28 protein-coding genes, 3 tRNA genes and 1 other RNA gene are annotated in these 26,447 nt (G+C 63.4%); 13 read left to right on the top strand and 19 right to left on the bottom strand.

Translation table 11 applies throughout. The features are described from left to right. Positions 1-84: 84 nt before the first annotated feature. A complete protein-coding gene (thiE, locus tag K426_RS07835; RefSeq protein ID WP_066555731.1) occupies positions 85-777 on the bottom strand; it encodes a thiamine phosphate synthase in 693 nt (230 codons plus the stop codon). Between the two features lie 98 nt (positions 778-875). On the opposite strand from thiE, the gene K426_RS32480 reads away from it, so the two are divergent. Next, positions 876-1,076, top strand: a complete 201-nt coding sequence (locus tag K426_RS32480) for a hypothetical protein (protein ID WP_237229981.1) — start codon at positions 876-878, stop codon at positions 1,074-1,076. Between the two features lie 237 nt (positions 1,077-1,313). On the opposite strand, the gene K426_RS07830 is transcribed toward K426_RS32480, so the two are convergent. The 4 genes from K426_RS07830 to tkt form a co-directional block, all read right to left on the bottom strand. Beyond that, positions 1,314-2,210 (bottom strand): fructose bisphosphate aldolase, encoded by an 897-nt coding sequence (locus tag K426_RS07830; RefSeq protein ID WP_066555730.1) that lies wholly within the window; start codon positions 2,208-2,210, stop codon positions 1,314-1,316. 124 nt (positions 2,211-2,334) lie between these two features. Next, positions 2,335-3,537, bottom strand: coding sequence for a phosphoglycerate kinase (locus K426_RS07825; RefSeq protein WP_066555729.1), 1,203 nt, complete (start codon positions 3,535-3,537; stop codon positions 2,335-2,337). Positions 3,538-3,615: 78 nt separating this feature from the next. Beyond that, on the bottom strand, positions 3,616-4,626 hold the full coding sequence (gene gap, locus K426_RS07820) for a type I glyceraldehyde-3-phosphate dehydrogenase (RefSeq protein ID WP_066555727.1): 1,011 nt from the start codon (positions 4,624-4,626) through the stop codon (positions 3,616-3,618). A 37-nt stretch (positions 4,627-4,663) separates the two neighbouring features. Further along, entirely contained in the window at positions 4,664-6,628 is a 1,965-nt protein-coding gene (gene tkt, locus K426_RS07815) for a transketolase (protein ID WP_066555725.1), read from the bottom strand. A 175-nt stretch (positions 6,629-6,803) separates the two neighbouring features. On the opposite strand from tkt, the gene K426_RS07810 reads away from it, so the two are divergent. The 5 genes from K426_RS07810 to K426_RS07795 all read left to right on the top strand — a co-directional run bounded on the left by K426_RS07810 (position 6,804) and on the right by K426_RS07795 (position 8,358). Beyond that, on the top strand, positions 6,804-6,998 hold the full coding sequence (locus K426_RS07810; RefSeq protein WP_237229980.1) for a hypothetical protein: 195 nt from the start codon (positions 6,804-6,806) through the stop codon (positions 6,996-6,998). Beyond that, the gene (locus K426_RS07805) at positions 6,991-7,326 is read left to right on the top strand and encodes a cell division protein ZapA (RefSeq protein ID WP_066555723.1); all 336 of its coding nucleotides are present in this window, start codon (positions 6,991-6,993) and stop codon (positions 7,324-7,326) included. Before K426_RS07810 ends, K426_RS07805 begins: the two co-directional genes overlap by 8 nt. Positions 7,327-7,338: 12 nt before the next feature. After that, positions 7,339-7,495: non-coding RNA, 6S RNA (gene ssrS / locus K426_RS33060), on the top strand. 45 nt (positions 7,496-7,540) lie between these two features. After that, entirely contained in the window at positions 7,541-8,119 is a 579-nt protein-coding gene (locus K426_RS07800) for a 5-formyltetrahydrofolate cyclo-ligase (protein ID WP_066555721.1), read from the top strand. Further along, positions 8,116-8,358: a DUF2842 domain-containing protein gene (locus K426_RS07795; RefSeq protein ID WP_066555718.1), complete on the top strand. Its 243-nt coding sequence runs from the start codon at positions 8,116-8,118 to the stop codon at positions 8,356-8,358. Before K426_RS07800 ends, K426_RS07795 begins: the two co-directional genes overlap by 4 nt. 146 nt (positions 8,359-8,504) lie before the next feature. Here the strand turns inward: K426_RS07795 and K426_RS07790 are convergent. From K426_RS07790 to K426_RS07780, 3 genes are all read right to left on the bottom strand, one after another. Next, positions 8,505-8,581: transfer RNA gene (locus K426_RS07790), tRNA-Asp, on the bottom strand. An 82-nt stretch (positions 8,582-8,663) separates the two neighbouring features. Then, positions 8,664-8,740: transfer RNA gene (locus tag K426_RS07785), tRNA-Asp, on the bottom strand. A 41-nt stretch (positions 8,741-8,781) separates the two neighbouring features. After that, positions 8,782-9,936, bottom strand: coding sequence for an AI-2E family transporter (locus K426_RS07780; protein WP_066555717.1), 1,155 nt, complete (start codon positions 9,934-9,936; stop codon positions 8,782-8,784). A 186-nt stretch (positions 9,937-10,122) separates the two neighbouring features. Here K426_RS07780 and K426_RS07775 point away from each other — a divergent pair, with 186 nt between their 5' ends. After that, positions 10,123-10,602 carry a hypothetical protein gene (locus K426_RS07775; protein WP_066555716.1) on the top strand — a complete coding sequence of 160 codons (480 nt, stop codon included), beginning with the start codon at positions 10,123-10,125 and terminating at the stop codon, positions 10,600-10,602. A 213-nt stretch (positions 10,603-10,815) separates the two neighbouring features. Here the strand turns inward: K426_RS07775 and K426_RS07770 are convergent, their stop codons facing one another. The 4 genes from K426_RS07770 to thyA all read right to left on the bottom strand — a co-directional run bounded on the left by K426_RS07770 (position 10,816) and on the right by thyA (position 15,520). Further along, positions 10,816-12,087 carry a dihydrolipoamide acetyltransferase family protein gene (locus tag K426_RS07770; protein ID WP_066555714.1) on the bottom strand — a complete coding sequence of 424 codons (1,272 nt, stop codon included), beginning with the start codon at positions 12,085-12,087 and terminating at the stop codon, positions 10,816-10,818. A 9-nt stretch (positions 12,088-12,096) separates the two neighbouring features. Next, positions 12,097-13,101 carry an alpha-ketoacid dehydrogenase subunit beta gene (locus K426_RS07765; RefSeq protein ID WP_066561502.1) on the bottom strand — a complete coding sequence of 335 codons (1,005 nt, stop codon included), beginning with the start codon at positions 13,099-13,101 and terminating at the stop codon, positions 12,097-12,099. A gap of 38 nt (positions 13,102-13,139) precedes the next feature. Beyond that, positions 13,140-14,447: a 3-methyl-2-oxobutanoate dehydrogenase (2-methylpropanoyl-transferring) subunit alpha gene (locus tag K426_RS07760; RefSeq protein WP_066555712.1), complete on the bottom strand. Its 1,308-nt coding sequence runs from the start codon at positions 14,445-14,447 to the stop codon at positions 13,140-13,142. Between the two features lie 110 nt (positions 14,448-14,557). Continuing rightward, the gene (gene thyA / locus K426_RS07755; protein WP_066561500.1) at positions 14,558-15,520 is read right to left on the bottom strand and encodes a thymidylate synthase; all 963 of its coding nucleotides are present in this window, start codon (positions 15,518-15,520) and stop codon (positions 14,558-14,560) included. A gap of 166 nt (positions 15,521-15,686) precedes the next feature. On the opposite strand from thyA, the gene K426_RS07750 reads away from it, so the two are divergent. From K426_RS07750 to K426_RS07740, 3 genes are all read left to right on the top strand, one after another. Further along, positions 15,687-15,980: a JAB domain-containing protein gene (locus K426_RS07750; protein WP_066555710.1), complete on the top strand. Its 294-nt coding sequence runs from the start codon at positions 15,687-15,689 to the stop codon at positions 15,978-15,980. A 104-nt stretch (positions 15,981-16,084) separates the two neighbouring features. Beyond that, positions 16,085-16,161 (top strand) — tRNA-Pro (locus tag K426_RS07745). Positions 16,162-16,219: 58 nt separating this feature from the next. After that, entirely contained in the window at positions 16,220-16,714 is a 495-nt protein-coding gene (locus K426_RS07740; protein ID WP_066555709.1) for an Lrp/AsnC family transcriptional regulator, read from the top strand. An 83-nt stretch (positions 16,715-16,797) separates the two neighbouring features. Here the strand turns inward: K426_RS07740 and purB are convergent, their stop codons facing one another. Continuing rightward, entirely contained in the window at positions 16,798-18,111 is a 1,314-nt protein-coding gene (purB, locus tag K426_RS07735) for an adenylosuccinate lyase (protein ID WP_066555707.1), read from the bottom strand. A 255-nt stretch (positions 18,112-18,366) separates the two neighbouring features. On the opposite strand from purB, the gene K426_RS07730 reads away from it, so the two are divergent. After that, positions 18,367-18,750 carry an EF-hand domain-containing protein gene (locus K426_RS07730; protein ID WP_066555703.1) on the top strand — a complete coding sequence of 128 codons (384 nt, stop codon included), beginning with the start codon at positions 18,367-18,369 and terminating at the stop codon, positions 18,748-18,750. A gap of 104 nt (positions 18,751-18,854) precedes the next feature. Here the strand turns inward: K426_RS07730 and K426_RS07725 are convergent, their stop codons facing one another. From K426_RS07725 to ku, 3 genes are all read right to left on the bottom strand, one after another. After that, complete coding sequence (locus tag K426_RS07725; RefSeq protein WP_066555701.1) at positions 18,855-19,046, bottom strand: hypothetical protein; 192 nt, start codon at positions 19,044-19,046, stop codon at positions 18,855-18,857. A 117-nt stretch (positions 19,047-19,163) separates the two neighbouring features. Then, positions 19,164-21,653 (bottom strand): DNA ligase D, encoded by a 2,490-nt coding sequence (gene ligD, locus K426_RS07720; RefSeq protein ID WP_066555699.1) that lies wholly within the window; start codon positions 21,651-21,653, stop codon positions 19,164-19,166. Between the two features lie 3 nt (positions 21,654-21,656). Next, positions 21,657-22,523 (bottom strand): non-homologous end joining protein Ku, encoded by an 867-nt coding sequence (gene ku, locus K426_RS07715; protein WP_066555696.1) that lies wholly within the window; start codon positions 22,521-22,523, stop codon positions 21,657-21,659. 189 nt (positions 22,524-22,712) lie between these two features. Here ku and K426_RS07710 point away from each other — a divergent pair, with 189 nt between their 5' ends. Both K426_RS07710 and pyrF read left to right on the top strand, forming a co-directional pair. Then, complete coding sequence (locus K426_RS07710) at positions 22,713-23,039, top strand: lipopolysaccharide assembly protein LapA domain-containing protein (RefSeq protein WP_066555694.1); 327 nt, start codon at positions 22,713-22,715, stop codon at positions 23,037-23,039. Beyond that, entirely contained in the window at positions 23,036-23,710 is a 675-nt protein-coding gene (gene pyrF, locus K426_RS07705; protein WP_066555692.1) for an orotidine-5'-phosphate decarboxylase, read from the top strand. Before K426_RS07710 ends, pyrF begins: the two co-directional genes overlap by 4 nt. Here pyrF and K426_RS07700 read toward each other — a convergent pair. The 3 genes from K426_RS07700 to K426_RS07690 all read right to left on the bottom strand — a co-directional run bounded on the left by K426_RS07700 (position 23,707) and on the right by K426_RS07690 (position 26,446). After that, a complete protein-coding gene (locus tag K426_RS07700; protein WP_066555690.1) occupies positions 23,707-24,147 on the bottom strand; it encodes an acyl-CoA thioesterase in 441 nt (146 codons plus the stop codon). The two genes, pyrF and K426_RS07700, sit on opposite strands and share 4 nt — an antisense overlap. Before the next feature lie 82 nt (positions 24,148-24,229). Next, the gene (locus tag K426_RS07695) at positions 24,230-24,883 is read right to left on the bottom strand and encodes an outer membrane protein (RefSeq protein WP_066561499.1); all 654 of its coding nucleotides are present in this window, start codon (positions 24,881-24,883) and stop codon (positions 24,230-24,232) included. Positions 24,884-25,054: 171 nt separating this feature from the next. Beyond that, on the bottom strand, positions 25,055-26,446 hold the full coding sequence (locus K426_RS07690; RefSeq protein ID WP_066555688.1) for an L-serine ammonia-lyase: 1,392 nt from the start codon (positions 26,444-26,446) through the stop codon (positions 25,055-25,057). Position 26,447: the final 1 nt, after the last annotated feature.

Here is a 26,447-nt window from a genome sequence, read left to right as displayed (position 1 = left end):
GCAGGAGCCCAGTCCTGCTGCTGGTTCTTTATCGCAACGCCTGAATTGGACTCCTGCCTTCGCAGGAGCACGGCGGCACGATTTTTATTTCCGTGCCAGCACCGCCCCAAATGCCGCCACGCCCGCCTGCGGACCTTCCGGATGGTTCCACACCGCCCCACTCACCGCCAGAAAATCCGCCCCCGCCTTCACCAGCGGCGCGGCATTGTCCGCCGTGATCCCGCCAATGGCGACGCAGGGCAGCTCGAACAGCGCGGTCCACCAGCCCAGGATCGACGGATCGGGCCGATGAAGGGTTTCCTTGGTCATGGTCGGATAAAAGGCTCCAAAAGCGACATAATCCGCCCCCGCCTCGCCCGCTTCCATCGCCAGATGGCGGCTGTCATGGCAGGTGACGCCGATCTGCACCGACGGCCCCAGCAGCTTGCGAGCCTCTCGCGGATCACCGTCGCCCTGCCCCAGATGCACCCCATCCGCGCCCAGCCGCTTGGCAAGGGCCATACTGTCGTTGATGATGAAGGCGACGTTCCGCTCGGCGCAGAGTTTTTGCAGCGGCTCGGCGGCGCGGGCGATGGCGTCGTCATCCAGACCCTTCAACCGCAACTGGAAAGCCGCGACGCTGCCTCCGTCCAAGGCAGCCTTCAGGCTCTCGACAAAGCCCGCCTCGATTACTGGCGGCGAGATCAGATAGAGCTGACAGGCGGGGCGAAAGCCCTGCTCGAAGCGGTCAGCGAAATTCGGATCGAGGGCCAGTTCTTCATCTGTGAAATCGGTCATGCCATCGCCTTAGCCGCTTTTGGGCGGGTTGGAAAAGAGCGGAGCCTATCCCGCCCCGGCAACGTTTCTCTCCCCATGATCAGGATCGGTTGCTGGGGATGAAATTATCGGGATTGGCGCGGGCGCTTCTACCGGAGAAGATGGCGGCGAAAAACTGGTTCGCCTTCGATGCCGAACAATTCGACACGGTAGTGTTGCCCTTTGCGTGGCGCCACCGCCTATGTCCGATTGGCATCCGCACCAAGGGAAAATATCGCGGCGGTTATTCGCGCGAGAGGCTGGTGGATTGGGCCGAATGAATGAAGGTGCAGGATCCTGAGGATCGGACCGTCTGGCCCTATTTCAACAATGATTATAACGCGCAGGCGATCATCGACGCCCGCATTTTGAAGGAAGCCGCCGGAGTCTAGAGCAGAATCCGACCCGATTGCATCGGATCGGCTGCTCTAGGCATTTGTTTTGCCGCGTTTTCCGAGTCAGCAGATGATTCTATCTGCTTAGAAAACGCTCTAGGCACCGGCGGCTCCTTTATCGGATCAGGCCACCTTCCGGGTCGACGCGCCGTGGATCTCGTCGATCGCTTCGCCCAGCGAGGCGTTGAACTCATCTTCGCTCATCTGGTGACGCAGATCGTTCAGCAGCGCGCGGCTGAAGCTGGCGATGATGCCGCGATTCTTCGCCAGCTCGACACAGGCCTCCGAGCGCGAGAAGCCGCCCGACAGAGCGACGACCCGCAGCACGCGGGGATGATCGACCAACGGGTCGAACAGCCCGGCCTTGGTGGGCAGCGACAGTTTCAGCATCACCTTGTCGTCGCCCGGCTGCGCGTCGAGATTTTTGAGGGTTTCCTCCAGCAGAATCTGGTCGGCCTCGGCGCGTTCGGGGCTCTTGATGTTGACTTCCGGCTCGATGATCGGAACCAGACCGGCGGCCAGAACCTGGCTGCCGACTTCAAACTGCTGCTTCACGACGGCGGCAATGCCTTCGCGATTGGCGAGGTTGATGACCGAACGCTCCTTGGTGCCGAACACGCCCAAAGCTTTGGCGCGGTGCAGCAGCGTGTCCAGACCGGGGTTCGGCTTCATCAACTGGACGCCGTTCGCTTCATCCTCAAGCCCCTTGTCGATCTTGATGAAGGGCACCACGCCGCGCTCGATCAGCGCCTGAGGCACGGACTTGCCGCCGGCTTCGCCATCCATGGTGCGCTCGAACAGGATCGCGCCCAGCACCTTCTCACCCGAAAAGACCGGCGAGGTGATGATGCGGCTGCGCATGGCGTGAATCAGGCCGAACATCTCTTCTTCGCTGGTCCAGGCGTCTTCCTCGATGCCATAGCCCTTCAACGCCTTGGGCGTCGAACCGCCGCTCTGGTCGAGCGCCGCGATGAAGCCGTTGCCGCCCTCGATCTTCGCCTTCATGTCCTCGAACTGCATCTGCACATACCTCTTTGTTGGATGCGCCGCCCTCCCGGCAGCGCGTCTAGGGGTAGGACGCCTTGCACGGCGTCCACGGTCGAGCCGGACCGGCCACTCTCCAAAGCCGGCCCCGCAATCTTGTTCAGGCCATCAGCGCCTTGACGCCGGGCAGTTCCTTGCCTTCCATCCACTCCAGGAAAGCGCCGCCAGCGGTCGAAACGAAGCTGAAATCGGCCGCCACACCGGCATGGTTGAGCGCCGCGACGGTATCGCCGCCGCCCGCGACGGACGTCAGGCCGCCCTCCTTCGTGAGCGCCGCGGCGGTCTTCGCCAGCGCCACGGTCGCCTTGTCGAAAGGCGCGATCTCGAACGCGCCAAGCGGCCCGTTCCACACCAGCGTCCGGCAGTTCTTGAGCGCATCGCCCAATGCCTCCACAGCAGCGGGGCCGACATCGAGGATCATCTCATCCTCAGCCACCTCATGCACATTGCAGGTACGCAAGCTGGGCGGATTGGCGGCGAATTCCTTCGACACCACCACGTCATAGGGCAGATGGATGGTGCAGCCGGCGGCCTCCGCCTTGTCGAAAATCGCATCGGCTGTCTCGGCCAGATCCTTCTCGCACAGCGATTTGCCGACATCGACCCCGCGCGCATGGAGGAAGGTGTTGGCCATGCCGCCGCCGATGATCAGATGATCGACCTTCGCGACCAGGTTGTTCAGCACGTCGAGCTTGGTCGAAACCTTGGCGCCGCCGACGACCGCCGCGACCGGCTTCACCGGCTCGCCCAGCGCCGCTTGGAGCGCATCCAGTTCCTTCTCCATCGAACGCCCAGCAAAGGCAGGCAGCTTGTGCGCCAGCCCCTCGGTCGAGGCATGGGCGCGGTGCGCTGCGGAGAAAGCGTCATTCACATAGAGATCGCCAATCGCCGCCATCGCCTCGGCCAGTGCGGGATCGTTCTTCTCTTCACCGGCATGGAAGCGGGTATTTTCCAGGATCGCGATATCGCCCGGCCGCATCACTGCAATGCCATCAACCGCCGCTTCCCCCTGGCAATCGGGGATGAACTGCACTTCCCGGCCCAGCACGGCCGAGAGCGGCCGGGTGATCTTCGAGAGCGAATATTCCGGGTTCTTCTGCCCCTTGGGACGGCCGAAATGGGCAAGGATCAGCACCTTCGCGCCCCGGTCGGCCAGTTCCAGCACCGTCGGCATCGCCGCGCGCAGGCGGGTGTCGTCGGACACGGAGCCATCCTGCATCGGCACGTTCAGATCCTCGCGCACCAACACCACCTTGCCCGTGATGTCTCCCATGTCGTCGAGTGTCTTGAACGGCTTTGCCATGATCGCTCCCTGTGCTGGCAGTAAAATATAATCAGTGATCAAAAACCCCGCCGGATGGTCCGGCGGGGCTATCGGGTCTTAGAGGAACTTCGCCACGACGCCGGTCGTGTCGATCATGCGGTTCGAAAAACCCCATTCATTGTCGTACCAGCTCAGCACGCGGACCAGCGTGCCGTCGATCACCGCCGTTTCCAGGCTGTCGACGGTCGAGCTGCGGGCGTCGCCATTATAGTCGATCGACACCAGCGGCTCGTCCGAATAGCCGAGTACGCCCTTAAGCGGACCGGATTCCGAAGCGGCCTTCAGCAGTTCGTTGACTTCCTGCACGGTGGTCGCGCGCTTGGCGTCGAACTTGAGGTCCACGACCGAGACGTTCGGGGTCGGCACGCGTACCGACGAGCCGTCCAGCTTGCCCTTGAGTTCCGGCAGAACCTCGCCCACGGCGCGAGCGGCGCCGGTGGTTGTCGGGATCATCGACAGGGCAGCGGCGCGGGCGCGGCGCATGTCCTTGTGCAGCTGGTCCAGCGTGTTCTGGTCGTTGGTGTAGCTGTGGATGGTGGTCATGAAGCCCCGTTCGATGCCGATGGCATCATGCAGGACTTTCGCGAGCGGCGCGAGGCAGTTGGTGGTGCAGCTCGCGTTCGAGATCACCACGTCGTCGGCGCTCAGCGTTTCATGATTGACGCCGAACACCACGGTCTTGTCGACGCCGGTGGCGGGAGCGGAGATCACCACGCGCTTGGCGCCCGCGGTCAGATGCGCGCTCGCCTTCGCCTTGTCAGCGAAGATGCCGGTGCATTCGAGGGCAATGTCGACGCCCTGCGCGGCGTGCGGCAGGTTCGCCGGGTCACGTTCGGCAGTCACGGCGATGCGCTTGCCGTCGATGACCAGGAAATTGCCGTCGACGCTAACTTCACCGGCCCAGTTGCCGTGCACGGAGTCGCGCTTGAACAGCAGGGCATTGGACTTGGCATCGCCCAGGTCGTTGATGCTCACCAGTTCCAGATCATGGTCGGTGCGCGAAAGAATGGCGCGCGCCACCAGACGGCCGATGCGGCCGAAACCGTTGATTGCTACCTTCGTTGCCACTGCACTTGTCTCCCGGTTTTACGGTTGGATTGAAATATCAGTCGAGCGCCGCCACGATCTGCGGCGCGATCTTGGCGGCGGTCAGGCCGAAATGATCGTAGAGTACTTCCGCCGGAGCCGAAGCGCCGAACGTGTCGATGCCAAAGCGCAGGCCGGCAATGCCGACATACCGTTCCCACCCGAAAGTCGTCCCCGCCTCAATCGAAGCGCGCAGGACATGGTGGGGAAGGAGATCATCCTTATAGGCCTGCGGCTGCGCGTCGAAATGCGCCCAGCTCGGCATGGAGACGACGTCGGCGCCGATGCCCTGCTCTTCCAACAGGGCGGCGGTGGCGACGGCGATCTCGACTTCGGAGCCGGTGGCGACCAGCACCACCTTGCGATCGCCCTTAGCGGCGCGCAGGCGATAGGCGCCCTTGGCGGAGAGATTTTCGCTCTTCTCGGTGCGAAGCTGCGGCAGGTTCTGGCGGGTCAGCGCCAGCACCGACGGGCCGGTCGCATCCTTCAAGGCAAGTTCCCAGCACTCCGCCGTCTCGACGATGTCCGCCGGACGATAGACGTCGAGATTGGGGATCATGCGCAGCGACATGACATGCTCGATCGGCTGGTGGGTCGGGCCGTCCTCGCCCAGACCGATGGAGTCATGGGTCAGCACATGGATGGCGCGGATCTGCTGGAGCGCGGCCAGGCGGATGCCGCCGCGCATATAGTCGGAAAAGACCAGGAAAGTGCCGCCATAGGGAATGACGCCACCATGCAGCGCCATGCCGTTCATCGCGCAGGCCATGCCGAATTCGCGAATGCCGTAATAGACATAGCGGCCCGAATAATCGTCCCTGGTCAGCGGTCCGGTCGACTTGGTCTTGGTGTTGTTGGAGCCGGTGAGGTCCGCCGAGCCGCCCAGCGTTTCGGGCAGCAGGTCGTTGATCGCGCCCAGCGCCAGTTCGCTCGCCCTGCGGGTCGCGACCTTCTGCGGATTGGCGATCAGCGTGTCGATATAGGCGTCGAGCGAGAAATCGGCGGGCAGTTCACCAGCCATGCGCCGCTCGAACTCCGCCTTCTGCCCGTTGCTGCCCAGGCGATCGGCCCAAGTCGCATGCGCATCCGCACCCTTCGCGCCAATGGCCTGCCAGGCGGCGGCGATATCCTCGGGAATGACGAAAGGCTCAGCCGTCCAGCCAAGGAACTCGCGGGCCGCAGCGACTTCCGCCTCGCCCAGGGCCGAACCATGAACGCCCGAAGTGCCCGCCTTGTTGGGCGCGCCATAGCCGATCTTGGTGGCGCAGGCGACCAGCGACGGACGCGGATCGGCCAGCGCTTCATCGATGGCGCGGCGCACATCGGCCACGTCATGCCCGTCGCAGGACACGACATGCCAGCCGGTCGCGGCGTAACGAGCCCGTACATCCTCACTGCTCGACAGGTCGATCGAGCCGTCGATGGTGATCTTGTTATCGTCCCACAGCACGATCAGGCGGCCCAGGTTCAGATGCCCCGCCAGACCGATCGCTTCATGGTTGATGCCTTCCATCAGGCAGCCGTCGCCGGCCAACACCCAGGTCCGGTGATCGACGATCTCGTCCCCGAACTGCGCATTCAGATGCCGTTCGGCAATCGCCATGCCGACCGCAGTGGCAAGGCCGGAACCCAGCGGCCCGGTGGTCGCCTCGACGCCCGCTAGTTCGAAATTCTCAGGATGCCCGGCGCAGGGGCTGCTGAGCTGACGAAAGTTCGCGATGTCCTCGATCGTCGGCTTGGCATAGCCGGTCAGGTGCAGCAGCGAGTAGATCAGCATCGACCCATGGCCCGCCGACAGCACGAAACGGTCGCGATCGGCCCATTTCGGCGCCTTCGGATCGAACTTCAGATAATCCTTGAACAGCACGGTCGCGACATCCGCCATGCCCATCGGCATGCCCGGATGGCCGCTGTTGGCGGCCTGCACCGCGTCCATGGAGAGCGCCCGAATGGCGTTGGCGAGGGACTTTTCGGAAACGGTCATCGAAGCGGCGTCTTTCCTGGCTTTTCAACCGGCCCCCTGTTCAGGCCGTCGAGTCGAGTTTGCGCTCCCTTTGTCGACTCAGGGACAAGGCGTCAACCACGGGCGGCCCCCTGGGTACGCCAAGCCGCCGAATGACTGCTTTTGCGCGGCGAAAACTTTGTCTATGCGTGAGAACATGGCAAGCGACCGCATGATGCAGGCGATCCGCACGCTGGAGCGCGCGATCGACCAGCTCGAACAGGATGTGAACGGCTTTTCGTCGGCCGCCTCCTTTGAAACCTCCTCCGGCGTTGATACTGCGGCTGCCCGAGCGGCGCTGCAATCGCTGGACAGTCTCATCACCGAATTGAAGGGGCAGGCCGGTGGCTGAAACCACATTGCACATCGCCGGACGCGTCTATGACATACGCTGCCGCGACGGCGAGGAAGCGCATCTGGCGCATCTCGCCAACCTGATCGAACGCAAGGCCCGCCTTGCCCAGCAGAACACGCCGGGCCTGACCGAAGTGCGCACCCTGCTGTTTGCCGCGCTTTTCCTGGCGGACGAACTCAACGACCTGAAGCGCGAGGCCATCGGCCGCCAGCAGACCCTGGCGCTGGAGCCGGAGGACGAACCCGCCGTCCGCGCGCTCGAATCCCTCGCCGCCCGCATAGAAAAGCTGCGGGAAAGGCTTGTCGCAGCCGCGCCCGAAGCCTAGATAGGAAGGTGACGGGTACTGCGCGGTACGAGCTTTAGCGAACATCCCTGAGGCGATAATCACATCCACGGGGGCTGTCCCTGGGCGGGTTCCGGCCCGATCTACATGGTTCCCACCTGACGTTGAGGCGTCAGAGGATCTTCCAGCAAACGGCCGAGGCGGTCCCGTCACCCTCCTCCCTCCAAGCCCCATTTCCCCGACCTAAGGCCCCAAGATGAGCGACGACACCGAAAAGGCGACCCTGCGCGCGATCGCCCGGGAAAGGCGGCGCGCTTTCGTGGCCTCGCTCGATCCGCTGGCGCACCGGCTGGCGTTCAAGGTGATCCCCTCCCCCCTCGCCCGGCGGCTGGCCGATGCGCAAGTCGTGGCTCTTTATATGGGGCTGGATGACGAAGCCCCGGCCCAGCGGCTGGCCGCGCCCCTGCAAGCCCTGGGCAAGACGCTGGCCCTGCCCCGCGTCATCGATCGCCTGGGCAGCATGGATTTCCTGAGTTGGCGCCCGGAGGATCAGCTCTTCCCCGGCCTGTTCGGCACCAGCCACCCGCAAGCCGCGGGTGATCCGGTGGTTCCCGACGTCATCATCGCCCCGCTGATCGGCTTTGACCGGGCGATGAACCGGCTGGGGCAAGGCGGCGGCTATTATGACCGCATTTTCGCGCGTTATCCCGATGCCCTGCGCATAGGCCTCGCCTGGTCGGTGCAGGAACATGACGCCCTGCCCGCCGATCCGTGGGACTTGCCATTGCACCTGATCCTGACCGAAATCGAACTGATCGAAGGCAAAGAAGCATGAGCATCGATCCCCGGCACGTCTACAAGCCGAGTTGGCGCAAACCGGCGGGCATGTTCATCATCCTGGGGCTGATCGCGCTCTGGGCGGTGCTGGTCGGCAGCCTGTCCGGCATGATCGGGCAGTTGCCGATGATCGTGCAGGTGCCGGTTTATATTTTCCTCGGCCTGATCTGGATTTGGGTCCTGCCGCTGCGGCGCCTGCTGGCCTGGATGGAGACAGGGCGCTGGCGAGGTTTTTAAGGCTTCCCTTACCATCTTCATCGTCATCCCAGCGAAAGCAGGGATCTCGTGAGGCTAGATCGTGCCATCTCGACGGAGATGCCAGCTTTCGCTGGCATGACGAAAATGGGGAAAGCTGGCTCCAGCCAAACTCGATCCGAAGAGAATGGCGCGAGTGACGGGGCTCGAACCCGCGACCTCCGGCGTGACAGGCCGGCGCTCTAACCAACTGAGCTACACCCGCGCAGGGCGGCATCTTGGCGCGGCCTCATGAAGCCACCAGACGATGCTGATCTGAAAAACCATCCACTTGCCCCTAAGGAAAGTGGCGCGAGTGACGGGGCTCGAACCCGCGACCTCCGGCGTGACAGGCCGGCGCTCTAACCAACTGAGCTACACCCGCGTTCGGTGTGGGCGGGCATCTATGCGGCCCCGTTCCCCCTGTCAACTGCCTGCAACATCAGTTTCACGGCTTTCGTCATTTTCTTTGCGCGGGGACACTGTCAGCGTGCCGCGCTCGAACAGGAAACCGGCAATATCGGGCGTTCCGGCCGCCGAAACGACGGTCTGGATGATGATCAGAAGCGGCACGCCCAACAAAGCCCCCGGCGTCCCCCACACCCAGCCCCAGAAGGTCAGCGACACCAGAATCAGCAGCGGATTCATGGTGAGCCGCCGCCCGAGAATCGTCGGCGTCACGAAATTGGCCTCCACCAGATGAAAGCCGATCTGGAGCGCGGCGGGCAACAGCGCCTTCCACACATCGTCGAACACCATCAGGCCGCCGAGCGCCAGCAGCACAGCGACCAGCATCGGCCCGAAATAGGGCACGAAATTCAGCAGCGCGACGATCCCGCCCCACATCAGCGGCGACGGCATGCCGATCAGCCAAAGCGCAAAGGCGACCGCCAGCCCCAGGCACAGATTGATCGTCGCGATGGTCAGCACATAGGCGGAGGTCGCATCCACGACATTCTGGATCACCCGCGCCACCGCCATGGCGCCGTCGAAACTCTCCCGGCTGTTGATCGTCCGCCGCCGCAGCTTCGTCCAACCGGCCAGGAAAAAATAGATGATGAGCATCGCGAACACCATCTGGATGATGGCCGAAGGCGCAGAGGTCGCGGCAAATTGCAGCAGCGACCGGGGTGCATCCACTGCCGCCGTCTGCGCCGCCGCCACCGGCCCGGTCGCCAGCATCCGCACCGTTTCATCCACGAAGCGCTGAAGCTGCGAATAAAAGTCGATCAGCGGCGCCAGATTATTCTGAATCTTGGGCAGGCGCTCAGGCAAGAGGCGAAACCAGTCCGCCGCCGGCACGATGATCAGCACCAAGGCCGTATTCGCCACAATGAGGAAGGCTATTACCGCCGTCAGCGCCGCAAGGGCCGATGGCACCCGCCGCCGCTCCATCCACTCCAGAAAGGGCACCAGCGCGATCGCGATCACCAGCGCGGCGGTCAGCGGCAGAAAAAACTCCGCCCCCTCGCGCAAGGCGAAGGGCATGGCCAGGACCAGCCCGATTCCCGTCGTCAGCGCGATCGACGCCAACAGCCGGTCCCGCCGTCTGTTGATCTCCTGCTGTTCCTGAGGTGTCACCCGTGAAATATCCCCGCGCCGCCGTCCTTATGTCACCGGCGGCCCCAGCCCCTCTATTTAGGCCCGTCCATTTGCGCCCGTCAATTTACATCAGCGAAACAGGCAGATAGCAAGGGAAACAAGGTTTTAACCAAATCTTCGGCACTTGGCTGCCACATTCGGCCCACAAAGAGACGGGGGATTGGCATGAAATCGGTGGGGTGGCTCATCGCTTTGGCCTGTATCGGCGCGCCGCAAATGGCCCAGAGCCGACAGGATATCCGGCAGGGAATCAGGCTGGACACGCAAATGTTCGTCGAGCGGGTGAGCACCGACATCAACGGCCGCGCCCGCCGCATCCTGCAAAGCGCCGACCGTGCCGGATCAGGCGACCAACTGATATTGGTGGTCAACTGGCGCAACGAAGGCAGCCGTCCCGTCCGCAACCTGGCCGTCACCAACGCCGTTCCACGCGGCGCCCAGCTCGACCTTAGCAATCCCGCGATGCAGGTTTCGGTCGACGGCGGCGCCCATTGGGGCCGCCTCACCGATTTCTGGCTGCCGACCGCGCTGGGCGGCACCCGCCGCGCTATCCCCGCCGACATCACCCATGTCCGCTGGACCGTGCCCGACGAGATCACGCCCGGCGAGAGCGGCCGCCTCAGCTACCGCGCCACGGTTCGTTAAGGCATGCAGGAATTTGGCCGGAATTGGCCAATGCAAGCCATTAAGTGATACGTGTTCCTGCGAAGGCAGGAACCCAGTTCCGCCGCTTGTGGATCATCGCACCATAAGAACTGGGCTCCTGCCTTCGCAGGAGCACGATGCGCTTCAAGAAAAGCATTACGAAGCAGACCGTCCGCTTCCCACCCAAAGCGTGCCTAAACCAATTCCAATATCCTAGTCCGCAAACAGCAGGACCGGCGTTTCCAGCAGCTTCCGCACCGCCTGAACGAAGCTCGCCGCGTCCCAACCATCCACCACGCGATGGTCGCAACTGATCGACAGATTCATGAGCTTGGCGGGCACCACTTCCTTGCCCCGGAACACCGGCCGCTCGATGATGCGATTGGGTCCGATGATCGCGACTTCCGGCCGGTTGATGACCGGCGTCGTCGCCACCCCGCCCAGCGGCCCCAGCGATGTCAGCGTCAGCGTAGAGCCGGACAACTCCTCCGACTTCGCCTTGCCCGTCCGCGCCGCGTCGGCCAGCCGCCTGATCTCCGCCGCAAGCTGCCAGACATTGCGGTCCTGCGCGTCCCGGATCACCGGCACCATCAGCCCCGCATCGGTCTGCGTCGCAATGCCCATATGCACGGAGCCATAGCGCGTGACCACGCCCGCCTCATCGTCATAGCGAGCGTTGAGCATCGGAAATTCCGGCAACGCCCGGCAAATCGCCGCGATCAGCAGCGGCAGCATGGTGAGCTTGGGCCGCTCCCCACGATTGGCGTTCAACTGCTCGCGGGTTTCCTCCAGCGCGGTGACGTCGATTTCCTCGACATAGGAGAAATGCGGGATGGCTCGCTTGGAGGCGGCCATATTCTCGGCAATGCGACGGCGCAGGCCGATGACCTTGACCTCCTCATCGGCGCGCTTGGTCGACCGCCCCGCAGGCCGATAGCCCTGCCCCGAACCATAGAGCAGGAAGGCGTCGAGGTCGGAATGCCGGATATGATCGCCGCTCGGCTTCACCTGGCTCAGATCGATCCCCAATTCCTTCGCCCGAGCCCGAACGGCGGGGGAAGCGAGAACTTCCGTCTTAATAGCCCCCTTCTCCATCGGGGAGGGCGTCGGCACTGTCGGCTTTGCTTCTGTAATAACAGGAGCGGGTTCGCTTGACTCGTCGCCCTTCCCCGATCCCTCCACATTGGGTAGGGGTGCTGGCGCGGGAGCCGCTTCCTCGGCCTTGGAAGAAGCCTCACCCTCCCCCTCCGTCTCAATCTCCACCAGCATCGACCCGATGGCGATCTGCTGCCCCGGCTCGCCCGCCAGCCGGACCACCGTGCCCGCGACCGGACTTTCCATCTCCACCGTCGCCTTGTCGGTCATCATGTCGGCTATCGGCTGGTCTTCCTCGACGCGGTCACCGACCTTCACATGCCAGCCGACGATCTCCGCTTCCGCGATGCCCTCACCGATGTCCGGCAACTTGAATGTAAAAAGCGCCATGACAGCCCCTCAATCCTTCAAAATCTTGTTGATGGCTTCGCGAATGCGCACCGGCCCCGGAAAATAAGCCCATTCCAGACTATGCGGATAAGGCGTGTCGAAGCCGGTCACGCGCTCGATCGGCGCTTCGAGATGGTAGAAGCAGCGCTCCTGCACCTGCGCCATCAATTCCGCGCCAAAGCCGCTGGTCCGCGTCGCCTCATGCACGATCAGGCAGCGCCCGGTCTTGCGCACCGACTGTTCGATCGCCTCAATGTCCAACGGCACCAGCGTCCGCAGATCGAGGATTTCCGCATCCACGCCCATTTCGGCCACGGTGTTCTCCACCACATGCACCATCGTACCATAGCAGAGCACGGTCAGCGCCTCGCCCGCCCGCGTCACCCGCGCTTCGCCCAGCGGCACGCGATAATAGCCGGTCGGCACCTGAGCCTGCTCATGCCCCGCCCAGCTCTTCGCGGGCGTATCATAATGCCCGTCGAACGGCCCGTTATAGATGCGCTTGGGTTCGAAGAAGATGGTGGGATCATTATCCTCGATCGCCGCGATCAGCAGCCCCTTGGCATCATAGGGCGTCGAGGGGATGACCGTCTTCACCCCCGACACATGGGTGAAAATGCCCTCGGGCGACTGGCTGTGCGTCTGCCCGCCGAAAATCCCGCCGCCAAAGGGCGACCGCACGGTCATGGGCGAGATGAACTCCCCCGCCGAGCGATAGCGCAACCGAGCCGCCTCCGACACCAACTGGTCCAGCGCCGGATAGATATAGTCGGCAAACTGGATCTCCGGCACCGGCCGCAGCCCATAGGCGCCCATGCCCACCGCCACGCCGATGATCCCGCACTCCGTGATCGGCGTGTCGAACACCCGGTGATTGCCATATTTCTGCTGCAACCCCGCCGTCGCGCGGAAGACGCCGCCGAAATAGCCGACATCCTCGCCCATCACGACCACATCCGGGTCACGGCCCATCATCACGTCCAGCGCGCTATTGATCGCCTGGATCATGTTCATCTGCACGATTTCGCTGCGTGCCTCCGTCACGGTGTCGCTCACAGCCCAGCCGCCTTCCATTCGTCCAGCATCTTCTGCTGCTGCTCTTTAAGGTGCCAGGGCATCTCTTCGAACACATCCTCGAACATCGATTCCATCGGATGGTGGAGGCCATGGCCAAGGATGCCGTTCTTCTCGGCTTCCCGCGCCGCGTCGCGGACCATTTCGGCCAGCTCCTTGTCCATCGCCGCGTGGCGTTCCTCGTCCCAGATGCCAAGGCCGATGCAATGCTTCTTCAAGCGCGCGATCGGATCGCCCAACGGCCAATGGCTCGCTTCATCGGCGGAGCGATAGGCGCTGGGATCGTCCGACGTGCTGTGCCCCTCAACCCGATAGGTGAAATGCTCGATCAGCGTCGGCCCGGCATTAGCCCGCGCCCGGTCGGCAGCCCAGCGCGTCGCGGCATAGACCGCCAGCGCATCATTGCCATCGACCCGCAGCCCCGCGATCCCATAGCCGATGGCCCGCGCCGCGAAGGTCGTCGCTTCCGCTCCCGCAAAGCCCGAAAAGCTGCTGATAGCCCACTGGTTATTCACGACGTTCATGATGACGGGCGCCCGATAGACGCTGGCGAAAGTACAGGCCGAATGGAAGTCGCCCTCCGCCGTCGATCCCTCGCCGCACCAGGTCGCCGCGATCCGCGTATCCCCCCGCGCTGCGCTGGCCATCGCCCAGCCCACCGCCTGCGGATATTGCGTCGTCAAGTTGCCGGAGATCGAGAAGAATCCCGCCTCCCGCGCCGAATACATGATCGGGAGCTGGCGCCCCTTCAATCGGTCGCCCTTGTTCGAATAGATCTGGTTCATCATGTCGATGATCGGCCAGCCCCGCGCGATCAATATGCCCTGCTGGCGATAGCTGGGGAAGCACATGTCGTCGCTCGCCAAAGCCAGCGCCGCGCCGATCGACACCGCCTCCTCGCCCGTCGACTTCATATAGAAGCTGGTCTTGCCCTGGCGCTGCGCCCGGAACATGCGTCCATCGAAAGCCCGCGTCAGCGCCATCGCACGCAGCATCTTCAGCAGCGTCTCGGCGGGCAGCTTCGGATCCCAGGGGCCGACCGCCGCACCATTTTCATCGAGCACCCGCACCAGCCCATAGGCCAGTTCCCGCATCTCGCCCGGCTGTGCGACCTCATCAGGCCGCGCCTGAGCGCCCGCTGGCGGAATGTCGAAATCGCTGAAATCGGCGGTGTCGCCCGGCCGGAATTTCGGTTCCGGCACATGCAGACGGAGCGGAGGCAGATTGCGCCCCGATCCAAGCGCCGCCCCATCCCTTCCAGCGTCCGAATCGATCCGGTCGCTCATCCTGCCTCCTCTTGTGCATTGCAATAATATTGCTCTGTGCAATTATTATATTACAACGCCCGCAAAGGCAAGCCTTACTGACCCATTTCGTCGCAGATCGGTCCTCGCCGCTAGACGGCGACCGGCGCGGCGATGTGCCTTTGCGGTGCGTAATCAATCACCTCGAAATCTTCGATCCGATAATCGAAAATGGATGAAGGCCGCCGATTGATCCGCAATTTGGGTGCGCCGGATGGATTTCGGCTGATCTGTTCCTCCACCAGCTCGGCATGGTTGAGGTAGAGATGCACGTCCCCGCCCTGCCAGACGACCTCACCCGGCTCCAGATCGCATTGCTGCGCCAACATCCGCGTGATCATCGACAGACCGAAGATATTGAAGGCGAAGCCCAGCCCCAGGTCGCAGCTCCGCTGGAACAGCAGCCCATTGAGCCGCCCATCCGCTACCTGGAACTGATAGGTCATATGGCAGGGCGGCAGCGCCATGCGCGACACCTCATCCACATTCCAGCCTGTGAACAGCAGCCGCCGCGACCCCGGATTGGATCGAATCCCCTCGACCAGATCGGCTATCTGGTTGTGCCCCTGCGCCGCCCGCCGGTAGAGGCCATCCCCCACCTCCTCATAGCGCGGCCAGTTCACCCACTGCGCGCCATAGACCGGCCCCAGATCGCCCCAGCGCGCCGCGAACGCGGCATCCTCGACGATCCGCGCTTCGAAGGCATCGCGATCGATCTGCTCGCCCGTCGCGCGCCGATAGGCATCCAGCGGCCAATCGGTCCAGATATGCACGCCCTGCCGCACCAGCTCGCGAATATTGGTGTCGCCGGTCAGGAACCACAGCATCTCCCGCGCCGCGACCTTCCAATAGACGCGCTTGGTGGTCAGCAGCGGCACTGCGTCATCCGCCAGAGGGAATCGCATCGTCGCGCCCAGAACAGACCGCGTTCCCACGCCGGTCCGGTCGATCCGTTCACCGCCATGCAGCCAGATCCGCCGCATCAGGTCCAGATATTGCTGCTCATAATGCGGCTCGGACAAGGAAGGCAGGCTGGTCAAAGCGGGCACTCTCATGATTTCTGGCATAGCTTTAGCCATGATTCTGACGATAGCATCGTCATGTAGCCCAGCCGACCGCCCGCGCCAAATGCTGCGAAACGGATCGGATTATGCGCCGCTCTCTCCAAAAGGGACCAGCCTTCCCCTACCGTAAATGCGTCACACGAGCATCCTGTGACGAATGCGCGATCCCGCTTCCCTCAATCTGCTCATCCTCGATGACGAATGGCGCCCGCTCCACCGGCTGCGCGCGGACCAGGACTGGCGCCGTACCGTGGATACGCTGCTCCAATGGGACAGCCACTGGTTGGCCATCGAACAGCAGCGCCCCGACAGCCCCCTTCCCCACTGGACGGACATCCGCCTGACGCGAACCCTGTCGAAACGCCTTCGCCCCATGGAAATCGGGCTGGCGGATCATGTGATTCACGGCGGCCAGAGCCGTTTCAGCTTCCGCGAGGCGGGGCTTTTATGAGCCGCCCAAAAAAAACGCCTTCCGCCGCTTGCCAGCCGGAAAAGCCGCCTCTATAGGCTGCGACCTGCCCAGCGGGACCGCCTCGAAACGGACCTGCTATCGGTCGGGGAGTAGCTCAGCCTGGTAGAGCACTGTCTTCGGGAGGCAGGGGCCGGAGGTTCGAATCCTCTCTCCCCGACCATTATACTTGTCGGAAATCCTAAGCTATTTCACGGCATCCTGCTTCCATGGCAAAATCCATGAAAAATCCGACATCCACGGTCGAAATGGACGAATTCGATCGCAAGATCATCGCCGCCCTGATCGAGGATGGCCGCATGACCGTCACCGATCTCGCCCAGACGGTGGGCCTTTCCAAGACCCCTTGTCAGGTCCGCCTGCGCCGGCTGATCGAAACGGGCGTGATCCGCGGATTTCGCGCCATCGTCGATCCGGCGAAGCTTGGCATGGATCATGTCGCCTTTGCCGAGGTGAAACTGTCCGACACGCGGGAAAAGGCGCTCGATGAGTTCAACGCCGCCGTCCGCCGCATTCCCGAAGTCGAGGAATGCCATATGATCGCCAGCAGCTTCGACTATCTGCTGAAGGTCAGGACGGCCGACATCCGCCGCTATCGCGCGGTGCTGGGGGAGAAGATCTCCAGCCTGCCACATGTCGCCAGCACCTCCACCTATGTCGCGATGGAAACCGTGCTGGACGCCAGCGGCCATCCCCGGAGCAAGAGCCGCACCTGACTCGGGGCGGAAGCATATAGAGGGGGAGGATTAAAAGGGCGCGTTCCCGCGCCCTTTCAGCGTGTCCTTATCTCACCCTGATCCTATTCCCCGAACACCCGGCGGAAGATCGTATCGACCTGACGGAAGTGGTAATCGAGGTTGAACTTCTCCTCGATCTGCTCAGCGGTCAGCGCCGCCGCCACATCCAGATCGGCCTTCAGCAATTCCATCAGCGAAAGCTGGCCATCCGATTCCCACACCTTCATCGCATTGCGCTGGACATAGCGGTAGCTGTCCTCCCGCGACACGCCCGCCTGGGTCAGCGCCAGCAGCACGCGCTGCGAGTGCACGAGGCCACCCATCTTGTCGAGATTCTTCATCATCCGCTCAGGATAGACGAGCAGCTTGTCGATGACGCCGGTCAGGCGGCCCAGCGCGAAATCGAGCGTGATGGTCGCATCCGGCCCGATATAGCGTTCGACCGACGAGTGGCTGATGTCGCGCTCATGCCACAGAGCGACATTCTCCATCGCTGGCAGGGCATAGCTGCGCACCATGCGGGCCAGACCGGTGAGATTCTCGGTCAGCACCGGATTGCGCTTGTGCGGCATGGCCGAGCTGCCCTTCTGGCCGGGCGAGAAATATTCCTCAGCCTCCAATACCTCGGTGCGCTGGAGGTGACGAACCTCGACGGCGAGGCGCTCGATGGACGAGGCGATGACGCCCAGCGTCGCGAAGAACATGGCGTGACGGTCACGCGGGATGACCTGCGTGGAAACCGGTTCGATGGCGAGGCCCAGCTTCTCCGCGACATGCTCCTCGACGCGGGGGTCGATATTGGCGAAGGTGCCGACCGCGCCGGAAATAGCGCAGGTGGCGACTTCCTCACGCGCAGCGACCAGACGGGCGCGACAGCGGCTGAACTCGGCATAGGCTTCGGCCATTTTCAGGCCGAAGGTCACCGGCTCGGCATGGATGCCATGGCTGCGGCCGATGGTCGGGGTCAGCTTATGCTCATAGGCGCGGCGCTTGACGACCTCCAGCAGCTTGTCGAGATCATCGATCAGGATATCGGCGGCGCGGGTGAGCTGCACGGCAAGGCAGGTGTCCAGCACGTCGCTCGACGTCATGCCCTGATGCATGAAGCGGGCTTCGTCGCCCACCTGTTCGGCCACCCAGGTCAGGAAAGCGATCACGTCATGCTTGGTGACGGCCTCGATCGCGTCGATGGCGGGCACGTCGATGGCGGGGTTGGTCGCCCACCAGTCCCACAGCGCCTTGGCGGCGGACTCGGGCACCACGCCCAGCTCACCCAGCTTTTCGGTCGCATGCGCCTCTATCTCGAACCAGATTTTGAAGCGGGCTTCCGGTTCCCAGAGGGCGGTCATTTGCGGGCGGGCGTAACGGGGGACCATCGGGCGAATCCTGCGTGCATGAGTTGAAAGTCGCTGCGCCGCCTAGCAGCACCGCCTTTCCGGGGCAAATCGGACAGCCAAGGAACGCGGAGCGACGCGCTTTTCCGTGCTTCGTCCCATTAATCGCAGCATCAGGCGGCGAATCGAGCCGAATCGGCAGGTGAATGGAGCATCGTGAATAAAAGTTCAGGAACTCCATGTTTTATTTGGCTATTGTGACATGCGAAATTCGGACGGCCAGACCTGGAGCATAGGATGATCCGCGCATTTCTTTTGGCGAGTGCCTTTTTCGTAGCGACGCCCGCGCTGGCGCAGGCCGGTGCCGTGCCGCAGGAGGCCGCGCCCGCGCAGCAGGGCAATCAGGCGCAGCCCGCCACATCCGGCGATGCGGTCGCCTCGATCGTGGACACGGAATTTCCGGCCTATGACCAGAATCATGACGGCCAGCTCGACAAGTCCGAATTTTCGCGCTGGATGGTGGCGCTCAAGGATCAGGAACTGAAGGCCACCGGAAAATCGCTTGCGCCAGCCGAGGTCACGGCCTGGGCCGATGGCGCTTTCGTCACGGCCGATGCGGACAAGAGCACGAGCATCAGCAAGCCGGAACTGATCGCCTATCTGAGCGGCGGCGCCGGATAGGAGAAATTCCCCGTCCCGAGGCGGGGGTAGAGCCCAAAACGGGTCGCATCATGAGGCGGTATGGAGCGAAGGCCATGCCGCCTCTTTTTTGCGCCGTAGGGAAGTCAGCCGCGCTTCTTGTTCGCGTAGAGCAAAGCCGCGACGATCGCGGCGGAGCCGATGCCGACGGCGGTGCCCATCCAGACGGCCTTGCCCGCCGACTTGCGCGCGGCGGTGGCCATATCGGTCTTGTCGGCGGTGGAGGAGACGGGGGTTGCGGCGCCGCTTTCGGGCGCTTCTTCGATCGGCTTCGTCATGGTGATTCCCGATATGCAACAAAGCATGATCGCAGAAAAGGCGGATGCGGCGAAAATATTGGATCTAAAAAATCCTCCCTGCGCGCAGCATGGGCTGAATCCCCACGCGCCCGCGCCCTAATGCGCTGGCAGGGGCTGATGCGCTTCACCCCAGCCGCGAAGGTCGCGCGAAGAGGCCCGCTCCAGCAATATGGCGGCATCCTTCACCGTGAAATGCGCGGCGCTGTCGATATCGTCCAACTCCTCCCAACTGACCGGCGCGGCGACGGAGGCCTTTTCGCGGGCTCGCACAACATAGGGCAGCACGGCCGTCGCGCCGCGCTGGTTGCGCAGCCAGTCGATGAAGATGCGGCCTTTGCGCTTCGCCTTGCTCATGGTCGCCGTGAAGCGATCCGCTTCCGAAGCGGCCAGCGCGCGGGCAAAACGGTCGGCAAAATCCTTGACCTGCGGCCATTTCGCCTGCGGCGTCAGCGGCACGACGACATGAATGCCCTTGCCGCCCGAGAGCATGGCAAAGCTGGTGAGCCCCAAATCCTCCAGTGCCCGCCGGATATCGCGAGCGGCCTTTTTGACATCCCCGAAATCCAGCCCTTCATCCGGATCGAGATCGAAGATCATGCGGTCGGGCCGCTCGACATCCGCGACGCTGGAACCCCAGCCGTGAAATTCGATCGCCCCCATCTGAACGCAGGCAAGAAGTCCGTCGCTATCTTCTACATAGAGATAATCTTCCTCATTCCCCGCTTTCTCGCGGATCGCGACATGCTTCACATGATCACCGAAACTGCCGCTGTCATGTTTCTGGAAGAAGCATTTCTTCGCCCGCCCCTGCGGACAGCGGACCAGGCTGATCGGACGGTGCGCGATCCAGGGCAGCATTGCCGCACCCATGGCGGCATAATAGTCGGCAAGCTCGCCCTTGGTGACCTTCGCCTCCGGAAAGATCAGGCGGTCGGGATGGCTGATCGTGACATCACTGCGGGTTTCGGGCGTCGGCATGGCTTTCTCGCGTTGAACATCGCTGGCCGCCTTGTCCTCGCGCAAGCCGAGGAAGCTGGCATGGCGGACGATATTCTCCGCCGTGAACTCGGCAAAGGCGATTTCAGCGACCAGATCGGGGCGGACCCATTGCGCGCCACGGCTTTCGCTGCGGGGCACAGCCAGCGCGGCGGTCTTGCGCCCCCGCCTGCGCAGGGCAGCGATCAGCCCTTCGCTATTGGCGGCGTTGAAGCCCGTGCCGACCTTGCCCGCATAGACCAGTCCTTCCCCTTCCCGCTGCCCGAGCAGCAAGTTGCGGATGGCGCGCCCGCTGGCGCTGCTGGGCGTCCAGCCGATGATGACGAATTCCTGGCGGCGGGTGCATTTGACCTTGAGCCAGTTCTTCGTGCGGGCGCCGCGATAGGAAGCGTCGGCGCGCTTGGAGACTATCCCCTCCTGCCCTGCCCCGCACATGGCCTGGAACAGCCTTTCCCCTGCGCCGACGACATGATCTCCGACATGGACATGCGCCGAGCCGTCCCCCAGCAAAGCGGCCAGCTTTTCCTTGCGCGCGATATTGGGCAGCGAGGTCAAATCCTGTCCGTCGAGCTGGAGCAGGTCGAAGGCGAAAAGGTGGAGCGCCGCCTTGGCCTCCCCCTTCAACATCTGCTGAAGGGTAGAGAAGTCCGGGTTTCCGTCGCTGTCGAGCGCGACGATCTCCCCGTCGATCAATGCAGCGGGAAGATCCATGGCCGCGACTTCGCCCGCAAGAGCCGCGAAACGCTCCGTCCAGTCGAGACCTGTGCGGGTGAAGATCTTGACCTTCTCCCCCGCCACGGAGAGCATGCAGCGATAGCCGTCATATTTGATCTCATGCATCCAGCCATTGCCAGTGGGAACGGCATCGACCAACGTCGCGAGTTGCGGCGGCTGGAAAGCGGGCGCGGGGCGCGTCCTGGCCTTGTCTGGCGGCTTGACCGGGGTTGCGCGAACGGCTTGTTTCATCGCCGCGTCAAAGGCTTTTCCCTTCTTGCCCTTCAGGGATATGGCCGGCGCGTCGGTCGCGATTTCGCCCATGGTCCGGCCGCTCCTGATGCTCGTCAGTTCGCGGGCGGTCAGGTCTTCCGCGCTGCCGGCATAGCCATCCTCGATCTTGCGCAGCAGCCAATTCTCCCCTTTCTCCCTGCCGCGGGGTTTCAGCCGGATCAGCAGCCATTCGCCGCGCATCCTCTGCCCATGCAGGATGAAGTGGAGATGGCCCTTCTCCAGATCATGCACGCTCTTGCCGGGGACGGGTTCCCACGTCCCTTCGTCCCAGAGCATCACGGTGCCGCCGCCATATTCGCCCTTGGGAATCGTGCCTTCGAACGTCGCATAGGACAGCGGATGATCCTCCGTGCGGACGGCGAGGCGCTTGTCTTCCGGATCGAGGCTGGGACAGCGAGTCACTGCCCAACTCTTGAGGACTCCATCCATTTCCAGGCGAAAGTCGTAATGCAGGCGGGTCGCGTCATGCTTCTGCACGATGAAGCTGTTGCCGTGGCTGCGGCCGCGCTTGCCCGACGGCTCCTTCGTGCGGGTGAAATCGCGCTTGCGGTTATAGGTGCTGAGCGGGTCGACCTCAGCCATGGATCAGGCCCGTTTGCGGGTAGTCGGCTTGGCGGGCGCCTTCCGCGCTGAGGTCTTGGCGGCGGGCGTTTTGGGGGGAGCGCCTGTATCGACCGATTTCTTGAGCGCCGCCATCAGATCGATCACATTGCTGCCGCGCCGGGCCGGAGCCTCTTCCGCGTCCTCGATGATGCGGCGGCCCTTCGACTTTTTCTTCTTCTCGATCAGCCGTTCCAGCGCATCGACATAGCGGTCGTGGAAGCTGTCGGGCTTGAAGGGCGCGGTCTTCTTCTCGATCAGCGTTTCGGCCAGGTCGAGCAATTCGGCGTCCGGCTTCACATCTTCAATGTCGCGAAAATAGCCTTGGGCGCGGTTGACCTCATCGGCATAGCGCAGCGTTTCGAGCACCATGCCCCGGCCGCAGGGCTTTAGCGACACGATATATTCGCGGCCCCGCATGGCGAGCTGGCCAAGGCCCACCTTCCTCGTCCGCCGCAGCGCTTCCCGCAGGACGATGAAGGCTTCCTCCGCCAGATCGTCGGCGGGGACGACATAATAGGGCCGCTCATAATAGAGGACGTCGATCTCGGCCGCATCGACGAACTGGGTGAGTTCGAGCGTCTTCTTGCTCTCCAGCTTCACCGCCTCGATCTCGTCGGGTTGCAGCAGGACATAGTCGCCCTTCGACACCTCATAGCCCTTGACGATGTCCTCGGGTTTGACCGGCCCCAGGCCGGGGACTGTCTTTTCGTAGCGGACCCGCTTGCCGCTGGGCTGATGGATCTGGTGAAAGGCGATCTGCGCACCGGATTTGGTGGCGGCGTAGATCTCCACGGGGATGGACACCAGCGCCAGACGGATCTGGCCCTGCCAATATGCGCGCGCGGCCATGGCGTGCTGCCTCCTTTGCCAGGACGAAATGCGCGGGGTGCGGCGCGGGTTCCGAAGAGCGGCGGCGGAGACGGCGCGGGCAGGAAAAAGGCGCCTTTCCGCGCATCGCGGCCGGTACATCCGACGAAGCGCTTCCGAAGCGCGATAAAATCGCCTAAGCTGCATCGTTCAGCAGCTATAGGAGCGTTGATGCAATTTCTGCGGACTGCCTTCTGGGTCGTCATCGCCGTCGCCCTGGCGTTATTCTGCGTGGCAAACTATACTCGCGTGGAAGTCAATCTGTGGGGCGACCTGGTCATGGAAACCAAGCTCCCAGTCCTGTTGATCGGCGCCTATCTGTTGGGGGCGCTGCCTTTCTGGATCATGGCGCGGGCCACGCGCTGGCGAATGAAGCGCAAGCTGGAAAGCACCGAAAGAGCGCTGGTCGCCGCCACCGCAGCCCCTTCCCCCGCCGTCCCCGCCGCCGTCAATCCGGCGGCTTCGGCCCCTTCCCTCTCCGTTACAGGACAAGCATGACCAGCCCGATCTACGTCGCCATCGATACGCCCGACCTGCGCAAGGCTCAGGAACTTGCGCAGCAGGTGCGCCATCATGTGGGCGGATTGAAGCTGGGCCTGGAATTTTTCTGCGCCCATGGCCATCATGGCGTGCATGAGATGATGAAGTTCGGCCTGCCGATCTTCCTGGACCTGAAATTGCACGACATCCCCAATACCGTGGCCAAGGCGGTGCAGGCGCTGCATATGCTGGAACCGGCTATCCTGACCGTCCATGCGGCGGGCGGGCGCGCAATGCTGGAGGATGCCAAGGCGGCGGCGGGCATCAATACAAAGGTCGTCGCGGTGACGGTGCTGACCAGCCTGGACAATGGCGACCTGCTCGACATCGGCGTGGGCGGCCGGGCTGAGGATCAGGTGGCGCGTCTGGCCGATCTGGCGCGCAGCGCGGGGCTGGACGGGATCGTCTGTTCCGGCGAGGAAGTCGGGCTGGCGAAGAAGGCTTGGGGCGACGGCTTCTTCGTGGTGCCGGGAGTCCGCCCCGCCGGTGGCGCGATGGGCGATCAGAAGCGGGCAGTGACGCCGCGTGAGGCACTGGATCGGGGCGCCTCGATCCTGGTGGTCGGGCGGCCGATCAGCCTGGCGGAGAAGCCGGATATTGCCGCTCGCGAAATCGAGGCGACGCTCTAGATTTTGCCGTTGCGACCGTTTTCCTGATCGGCCGCAAAGAAATGCTGGATGACTTCGCGCGCCAGGCGCGCGGGGCGCAGCGTGTCGGCATCCAGGCAGCACCAGCTCGACTTGACCTCCGCCAGAACCTCTTCGCCCCGGCGGATGATCGTTTCGTAAAAGGCTCGCGCACCCTGCACCTTTTCAAGCAGGACGGTCGCGATCACGTCGTCCTCCAGAAAGGTCGGCTTGCGATAGGTGATCTCATGCTTGAGCGCGACCCAGAGATGGCGCGTAACCACCTCCGTCGGAGCGAGTGCGCGCCAATGGTCCAGCACCGCCGCCTGCACCCATTTCAAATAGCTGGCATTGTTGACATGACCCATGAAGTCGATGTCATCCGGCTTGATGCCGACAGAATAAAGATGGGGAATCGCGTCGCGCACGGCGACCGTCATAGCAGGTCCGCAGTGGCGCCGACAGGGCTGCGCGCCATGGCGTGAGGTGAAGGGGCCGGAGCGACCCGGCCCCTCCCTTCCGTCAGAAGCGCCAGCCGAGGCTGGCCACGACCTGATGACGATCGGTGTCGATGCCGAATTCGTCGCTGGTCGCGCCGTTGGCGAAGTCGATATGCGCATCCTCATATTTGGAATAGCGATATTCGAGCTTGGCGAAGGTGTTGGCGTTGATGGCCCGCTCCACGCCCGCGCCGATGCGCCAGCCGTCCAGCTTGAAATTGGTGCTGGTTTCCTGATTGGTGTCGCCAGCCAGCACGTCGAGCTTCGTATTGGTATAGCCGCCCTTCACATAGACCAGCGTGTTGGGGCTGGCGAGGATGCCCGCCCGCGCGCCGATGTAAAGATCGCGGCCCTGCTTGACCCGGCCGAAGCCGAACTGGTCGGTGAAGTCGGTCCGGCTGCTCTTTGAGGTGGAGTCGGTATATTCCCCCTCCACGCCGACGACGGCGCTGCCAAGGTTCACGTCATAACCGGCACCGACGCCGTAGAGCAGGCCGTCAATCGACTGATCGTTGCGATTATTGTCATTGTCGACGCTGCTGCCTGCGCCGGTATGATCATAGCCCAATATCGCTTCGACGCGCGGACCAGTGAATGTCGGGGCGGCTTCCTGCGCCAGAGCGGGGCTTGCGACCGCTGCGCCGGTCAGGAGGGTTGCGGCCAGGATCTTACGCATATTCGGATACTCCATTCTTCTTCTCGTCCCCCTGTCAGGAGGGAAGACGGTGAAGTCATGGAGATGCCGTCAGGTTTCATGAACCTCAGATAAACGATTGATTATGTGTCATTAATGTCACGAAATGAAGTCCATTCGCCGCGAAGATGAGCGGGCGGGACGACGAGCCGATCAGCATTCCACCACATTGACGGCAAGGCCGCCGAGGCTGGTTTCCTTGTATCGGCTGGCCATGTCCTCGCCGGTCTGGCGCATGGTTTCAATCACCGCATCCAGGCTGACGATGTGACGGCCATCGCCTTGCAGGGCGAGATAGGCCGCGTTGATCGCCTTTACCGCGCCCATGGTGTTGCGCTCGATACAAGGGATCTGGACGAGGCCGCCGATCGGATCGCAGGTGAGGCCGAGATTATGTTCCATGCCAATTTCGGCGGCATTTTCGATCTGTTGGTTGGTGCCTCCCAGCACGGCGGCAAGGCCGGCGGCGGCCATGGAGCAGGCGACGCCGACTTCGCCCTGGCAACCCATTTCGGCGGCGGAGATGGAGGCGCGCTTCTTGTAGAGGAAACCGATCGCCGCGGCAGTGAGCAGGAAGCAGCGCTCCCCTTCGCGGTCGGCGCCGGGGACGAAACGGCGATAATAATGCAGCACCGCCGGGATGACGCCCGCCGCGCCATTGGTGGGCGCGGTGACGACGCGGCCGCCTGCGGCATTTTCCTCATTCACGGCGAGGGCGAACAGGCTGACCCATTCGAAGATCTGCGCCGGGCCGAGGGCGTTTTGCTGCAAGACCAGCCGATTGTGGATGGAGCGGGCGCGGCGACGGACCTTGAGCCCGCCGGGGAGCAGACCCTCTTCCTTGAGACCCCGGTCGATCGAGGCGCTCATGGCGTCGATCACGCTGTCGAGAAAGGCTTCGGTTTCCGGCCGGGTGCGCCAGGCGCCCTCGTTGCGCAGGACAAGGGTGGCGATGCTGAGGCCGGTCGCTTCGCCCAGGGCGAGCATTTCGGCGCCGGAGGAAAAGGGATGCGGCTGGACGACATTATGGCCGAGTTGCGGATCGAACCCTTCCGCCGTGCCGGGAAGGACGGCGCCGCCGCCGACGGAATAATAGTCGCGGATCAGCGGATCGTCCTTGCCCTCGAACCAGGCGGAGAAGCGCATGCCGTTGCTATGCGCTTCCAGAAATTCGCCCTTGCGGAAGAGGAGATCGGTGGCTTCGTCAAAGGGGATGAAGAGCTTGACGGCGCTGCCCGCGCGGATGCGACCTTCGCGGCGGATGGCGGCAAGGATCGTGGGAACAGCGTCCGGATCGACGCCTTCAGGACGATAGCCGGACAGACCGAGCAGGATCGCCGTGTCGGTGGCGTGGCCTTTGCCGGTGAGGGCCAGCGAGCCGTAAAGTTCGCATTGCACCCGCGTCGGGGTTGCGGGCAGCGAGTCCATGAACAGCAGCGCCGCGCGCATCGGGCCGACCGTGTGGGAACTGGACGGACCGATGCCGATGGTGAACAGGTCCATGACGCTGATTGCGGCGGCGGCGTCGATGCGGGACTTGGTCACG

The sequence above is a fragment of the Sphingobium sp. TKS genome (assembly GCF_001563265.1).
Taxonomy (GTDB): domain Bacteria; phylum Pseudomonadota; class Alphaproteobacteria; order Sphingomonadales; family Sphingomonadaceae; genus Sphingobium.
This window is presented reverse-complemented; position numbering and strand designations above follow the sequence as displayed.